5 protein-coding genes are annotated in these 5,600 nt (G+C 51.8%); 3 read left to right on the top strand and 2 right to left on the bottom strand.

The window, feature by feature from the left end:
- Positions 1-232: 232 nt before the first annotated feature.
- Together LLG96_17165 and LLG96_17170 are read right to left on the bottom strand one after the other, a co-directional pair.
- Positions 233-598, bottom strand: coding sequence for a hypothetical protein (locus tag LLG96_17165; protein MCE5251936.1), 366 nt, complete (start codon positions 596-598; stop codon positions 233-235).
- Positions 599-624: 26 nt separating this feature from the next.
- A complete protein-coding gene (locus LLG96_17170) occupies positions 625-1,779 on the bottom strand; it encodes a glycoside hydrolase (protein MCE5251937.1) in 1,155 nt (384 codons plus the stop codon).
- A gap of 292 nt (positions 1,780-2,071) precedes the next feature.
- On the opposite strand from LLG96_17170, the gene LLG96_17175 reads away from it, so the two are divergent.
- The 3 genes from LLG96_17175 to LLG96_17185 all read left to right on the top strand — a co-directional run.
- Positions 2,072-3,193, top strand: coding sequence for a hypothetical protein (locus LLG96_17175; GenBank protein ID MCE5251938.1), 1,122 nt, complete (start codon positions 2,072-2,074; stop codon positions 3,191-3,193).
- 550 nt (positions 3,194-3,743) lie between these two features.
- Positions 3,744-5,246 carry a DUF362 domain-containing protein gene (locus LLG96_17180; GenBank protein ID MCE5251939.1) on the top strand — a complete coding sequence of 501 codons (1,503 nt, stop codon included), beginning with the start codon at positions 3,744-3,746 and terminating at the stop codon, positions 5,244-5,246.
- A gap of 162 nt (positions 5,247-5,408) precedes the next feature.
- A partial coding sequence (locus LLG96_17185; protein ID MCE5251940.1) for a hypothetical protein occupies positions 5,409-5,600 on the top strand: 192 nt, incomplete at its 3' end.

Raw genomic sequence — 5,600 nt, forward strand, 5'->3', positions numbered from 1 at the left:
AAGACTGGTTTGTTGATACGGGCACAAGGCACAAGGCATAAGTGATTCTCTTTCATCACCTTTTTTAATAACCCCGCAGGTATTCTTGTGCTTAAAAAAGACTGGTTCCCCGATTAAAGATGTTGATACAGGCACAAGGCATAAGGCACAAGTGATCCCCCTGTCCTTCGGACATCCCCCTTTTTAAGGGGGAATGAACTGTCTACGGCAGGCGGCGAGGATTTCTTATGTTTTAAAGACTGGTTTGTTGATACGGGCACAAGGCACAAGGCATAAGTGATTCTCTTTCATCACCTTTTTTAATAACCCCGCAGGTATTCTTGTGCTTAAAAAAGACTGGTTCCCCGATTAAAGATTCGGGGAAGACGGCATAATATTGCAGTTTTTTTCTCCTTAATGCCTCAGTACCTTTGTCCCCCTGTCCCTGTTTTCCCTTTGTCTCTTTGTCCCTTTGTCCCTCTGTTCCTGTCATTATCTTTTCCCCTTGTGCCTTATGCCTTTTGCCTGTCTTTATCCGTTCCCCTTGTGCCTTGTGCCTTATGCCTTTTGCCTGTCTTTCTCTTTCCCCTTGTGCCTTATGCCTTGTGCCTGTCTTCATGCCTTATGCCTTGTGCCTGTCTTTTCTCACTTATACAGCCAGTCTATTCGTATCTTTCGGATTCGGTGCGGGTTGAGGCCGTACATGTCCTTATTGGTGAGCGAACCGGCGCAGTAGGCGAGCAGGACGCTGTCCCCGGTGAAATGTATCGCCGTATAACAGAAATGGCCGTCGAGGTCGCTCTCGATCATCTTCGCGATGGGCCAGGTTTTGCCGCCGTCCTTTGAAATCGCGACAACGAGGGGATTTCGCCGCTTTTCAGCAAACGGGAACCGTCCCGAATGGTCGTTGTAGACCGCAAGAAGATCGGATGTTCCGGGAATCATTTTGATGCTTGCCGGGGAAACGGGGGAAATCAGGCTTGTCGGTTCGGGCGCTGTCCATGTCTTCCCCCGATCGGTCGAACGGCAGCCGTACTGACAGCCCAGATCGGTCCGCGACCACGAGAACAGGGCGCCATCGCTCAGCTCGACCACACCGGGCTCCTGAAGCCCGCTCGTGGTGACAGCCGGAGCAGCCCACCATGTGTCCGCTTCGTACCAGGTTTCGCCCTCGTCATCGGACAGGTACCAGATGTCGATCGCGCGGTAATCCATGTCCTTCTGCCCCTTGCGGTAAATCGAGCGGTGGAAGGCAACGGGAACTATGAGGCGGCCCTCCGAAAGCTGGATCACACGGTCGTTGTTGAGGACGAAATATCCGGGCGTTTCGAACAGCATTCGCGGCTCGGACCACGTTTTCCCCTCGTCGGTCGATACCTGCATGCAGGGGCGGCAATCGTGAAAGCTGTTCTTGACGATATAGAACAGGGCGATTTTCCCGCTCCGGAGGCGGAGGAACGAGACGCTCATGACATTCTGGTCGCCGTAGTTCTCGACGATGACACGGGGCTTTGCGGACCATGTCGCGCCGCCGTCCCGCGACTCGATACCGGCAATTCGCGCAGCGCCGTGATCCGCCGCGCCGCCGTAGAACTGGGTATAGGCGTACAGAATGGAGCCATCGCCAAGGGTGACGAACGAGCCTTCGGAGTTGCGGGGATATTCGGGCGTCGGATCGATCCTGAGCACGATTTCGTTGTCCGGCGACTGGGCATGAACGGGAGCGCTGAGGACACACAGAGCAGTGAGCGCGGTGAAAGTACAGCGGAAAAGCAGTGAGAAACGGGCTGCGACGGACATGATTCTCCCTCCTCGTCGATGTATGTTCAGAATATCCTTGTTTTTATCGGGCAATTTCAATAAATAGCATCCGAGCGGTTATTTCAATATATTTTGCAGTGTTGTACTATTTTTCATGTAGTCCGAATAATTCATGAATTATAATAGAACGCGGATTTACACGGATTAGGCGGATTTACGCGGATTTGTTTTTATTTCTTTTTTTAATATCAACGAATGAACTACCCCGGAGTGAACTCCGAGGTATCACTCATATCAATTAAAATCGTCCTGATTTTACGGGGGCACATCAATGCCTTGTACACCCATGACGCCGAGAGAGCGGATACTGGCCGTACTGCGGGGCGAAACGCCCGATGTCGTCCCGTGGTTCGCGGACCTGTCGCACTGGTTCAACGCCGGACACAACCGCCGTTTCATTCCTTCCGCCGGGAAAGAGCTCGATTACGAGATGATCGATTTCTACAAGGAGGTCGGGGCAGGAATTTACATCGAGCTCGGCACCATCCTCGATACGGTGTATGACGGCGATGTGGAGGAAACCCAGCACATCGATGGCGATCGTTTCACGTGGACGCTCCGGACGCCTGTCGGGGAGCTGCAGGAGCTCCGGGTGTTCAACGGGGACAGCTTTTCGTGGGACATCGCCAAACGGATGGTGGAAAACATCGGTGACCTCGACATCATCCGTTACGCGGTCGAGCGGCGACGGTTCATACCCCGTTTCGACCGGTATGCGAAGATGGTCGAAGCATGCGGCGAGCACGGGCTTCCGTACGGTTATGGCGTTCCGTACAGCGGGCTCGGATTTTTCATTTCGCGGTTCATGGGAATCGAGAAAACGATCTACGCCCTCTACGACGAACCCGAAAAAATGGCCGGGATCATCGGGCTCATCAATACGGTCAACCTCCGGGGCATGGAGCTTATCTGCCAGTCGCCCGCCGAGGTGATCATCGTTTCCGACAACCTGTCGAGCGATATCCAGACGCCCTCTCTCTTCAACCGCTACAGCGCCCCGTATTATACGCAGGCAGCCGGAATGGTTCACCGCGCCGGGAAATACTTCGCTGCGCACCTCGATGGCCGTGTCCGGGGGCTCCTCGCCTGCCTTAAGGACTGCGGCGTCGATATCGCCGATGCGGTCACACCCAGGCCGACCGGCGACCTGACACCCGCCGAAATACGCGCGGAAGGCGGGAAGGATATTGTCCTTTCGGGAGGCGTTTCCCCCGTTTTCTGGTCATCACAGGTGCCGGAGAAGGATTTCATCGCCCATGTGAAGGAATGGCTCGCCCTGAAAGCGGTCTGCCCCCGGCTTATCATGTCGGACGGCGACCAGACTCCTCCGTGGACCCCTGTAAGCCGTATCAGGCTCATGAAAGAGCTTGTCGGGGAATACGGGCGGTACTGAGACTTTCCGGAACGAATCACCTGATGAACTACCCCGCAGCAAAGCTGCGAAGTATCTGATAAGGCCCCCTAACCCTCAATCCCTTTCCCCCTGAAGTGGGCAAGGGAAGTCGCTGTGACTCCGGTAGTTACCTGCCCCCGGTACGGGGAAGGTGTCACAAAGCGAAGGAAAGGGGCTTTTTACTCCACAGCAAGCTGCGAGGAATTCTTTTGATTAAACCGACCTGTTCATACATTTAATAGAACGCGGATTCTCGTGGATCGGGCAGATTTACGCGGATTTTGTTATCGTACCTAACCGATGTGACATTGCAGGGTAATTCATGAATTACCCATGCAATTCCGTGTCTTTGTGGTGAAATATTTTTATGCAGGATAAGGGCAGGGAATTCAACAGATCGGCGGAGAGAAAACAGCTTCCGTCATGGAGCGATTGAAATACCGGCCACGAAAATGCTTGTCTTCAAAACGCTTCATGATATATTTGTGAAAAGCGCATCAGCAGGACCCTGCCGTGTTGCACTTAAAAGTTGAAACTACGGGAGTTTACCATGAAGAGACGTACATTTTTATCGGTTGCCGCCGGAGCGTTTATTGCCGCGCAAACGTGGGTGAGACGTGTCTGGAGTGCTGTCAATGAAAGGGATATTTCGGTTGATTATACGACGAAACCCGGTAAAACAACGGGAATGAGCATAAGCGATGTATGCAAAATTCTGGACGAAGGCGAAAAAAACAATATCCCTCCCGTTCTCCGCGAAGAGATACTCGATAATCCGGAGGCGGTATTTATCATTTATCCGGAAATAAAAACCGAAAAGGATGAAAACGGCAGATTGAAACCGGTGCCCGATCAGATGGAACGTTTCGGGCGCAGGGTGTCGGAGCTTGTATTCCGCAAGGGCACGGAAAAACGGGGCAGAACATACATAAATCCGAACATGGTCAGTTTAGGCGGAAAAGTTACAGACTGTTACGGCGGCATTGTTCATCCCTATTTTACGGTCGGTATGGTGGACGGACTGCGCAACATAGGCAACAACAATGTGGCTGCGGGAATGCGCGGCGCAGTCAAACGCGAACACGTCGTCGCGAGCGGGTTTCAGGAGCTGCTCGATGCCCATCATCTCCCGCTTATCGATGCCAACATCATGAATTTCAGTGATTACTCACCCTCCGATCTGATATGGAACGAAAATCCCGAAGGTATTGTGGCGCGACGGTCGCCTACGTACAAACCGGCCTTTCAGAAAGGTACAACATTCATCAATGTAGCCCACGCAAATAATCAATGGTGCGCACAGCTTTCACTCACGGTCAAAAACCTCATGGGTATCATGCCCAATGTCTACGGTCATATCTGCGACTCATGGTGCACACTGGATATATGGCACCCGGGAATAATGAATGATTTCAACCCCGATTTCAGGTCTCTCATAGAGAAATCCTTCGTCAAACATGGGAATATGGGTTATAAACACTGGGATTCCGGAGGCTTCTATAAAGAATATAAAGCCAAGGGCGGTTACAATGAATTCATGAAGGTTCATGACGACTACCTGAAAAGGTACAGGAATACCGAAACCTTCACCGTGAATCTGCTCACGAAGGAGGGTATCGACTACCGTAAGGCAACCGGAATCACGGAAGAACAAAAGAAAGCGCTCTATAAAATATATGATTTTGCCGATAACCGGATATTCTGGGAAGAGCAATGGGCGCAGAGGATGTGCGACTGCCTCCAGGGTATGCCGGAACCCTCTGTCAATATGGTGGAAGGTGTGTTCAAGGACAGGGATGTCCTGAACCTGTTCACTGTCGGCCGTTCACGGGTCTCGGTGGATGCGGTCACCTGCTGGCTTATGGGACATGATCCCCGCGAAATGCCTTCACTGAGAATCTTCAACGAGCGCGGGCTGGGAAACAATGATATCGAAAAGATTCCTGTCTACACACTGGATGAAAAAGGCGTTAAAAAGGTGAACGATTACCGTGACCTGAAACGCGCCTCCATAGATATCTACGACTATGAAAGAAATATAAAAAGGATGTAATACCGGCTGAATTATCCCGGAGTGAACTCCGGGGTATCACCTGTTAAACACCGACTGCTGTCTGACTCCTTCATGGGGACAAGATATCTGCAGCAGACAATATGGTGCTCAGTATTTTTTACCGGACAGTTATTGTAAAATATATTCATGAGGAGGAAATGCATGAAAAAAGTATTGCTCCCGATGCTGTGTCTTTCAATGATATTTGCTGCTTCACTGTATGCAGCCGAAGAAGAACCCGGACGTCCTGAGCACACCATCAAGAGGTGCACGGAGAAGATAGTCATCGACGGTGTCCTCGATGATCCGGACTGGGCCGCGGCGGAATCTCTCGGTGATTTCAAATTCCCATGG

Source organism: bacterium (assembly GCA_021372535.1).
GTDB lineage: Bacteria > Latescibacterota > Latescibacteria > Latescibacterales > Latescibacteraceae > JAFGMP01.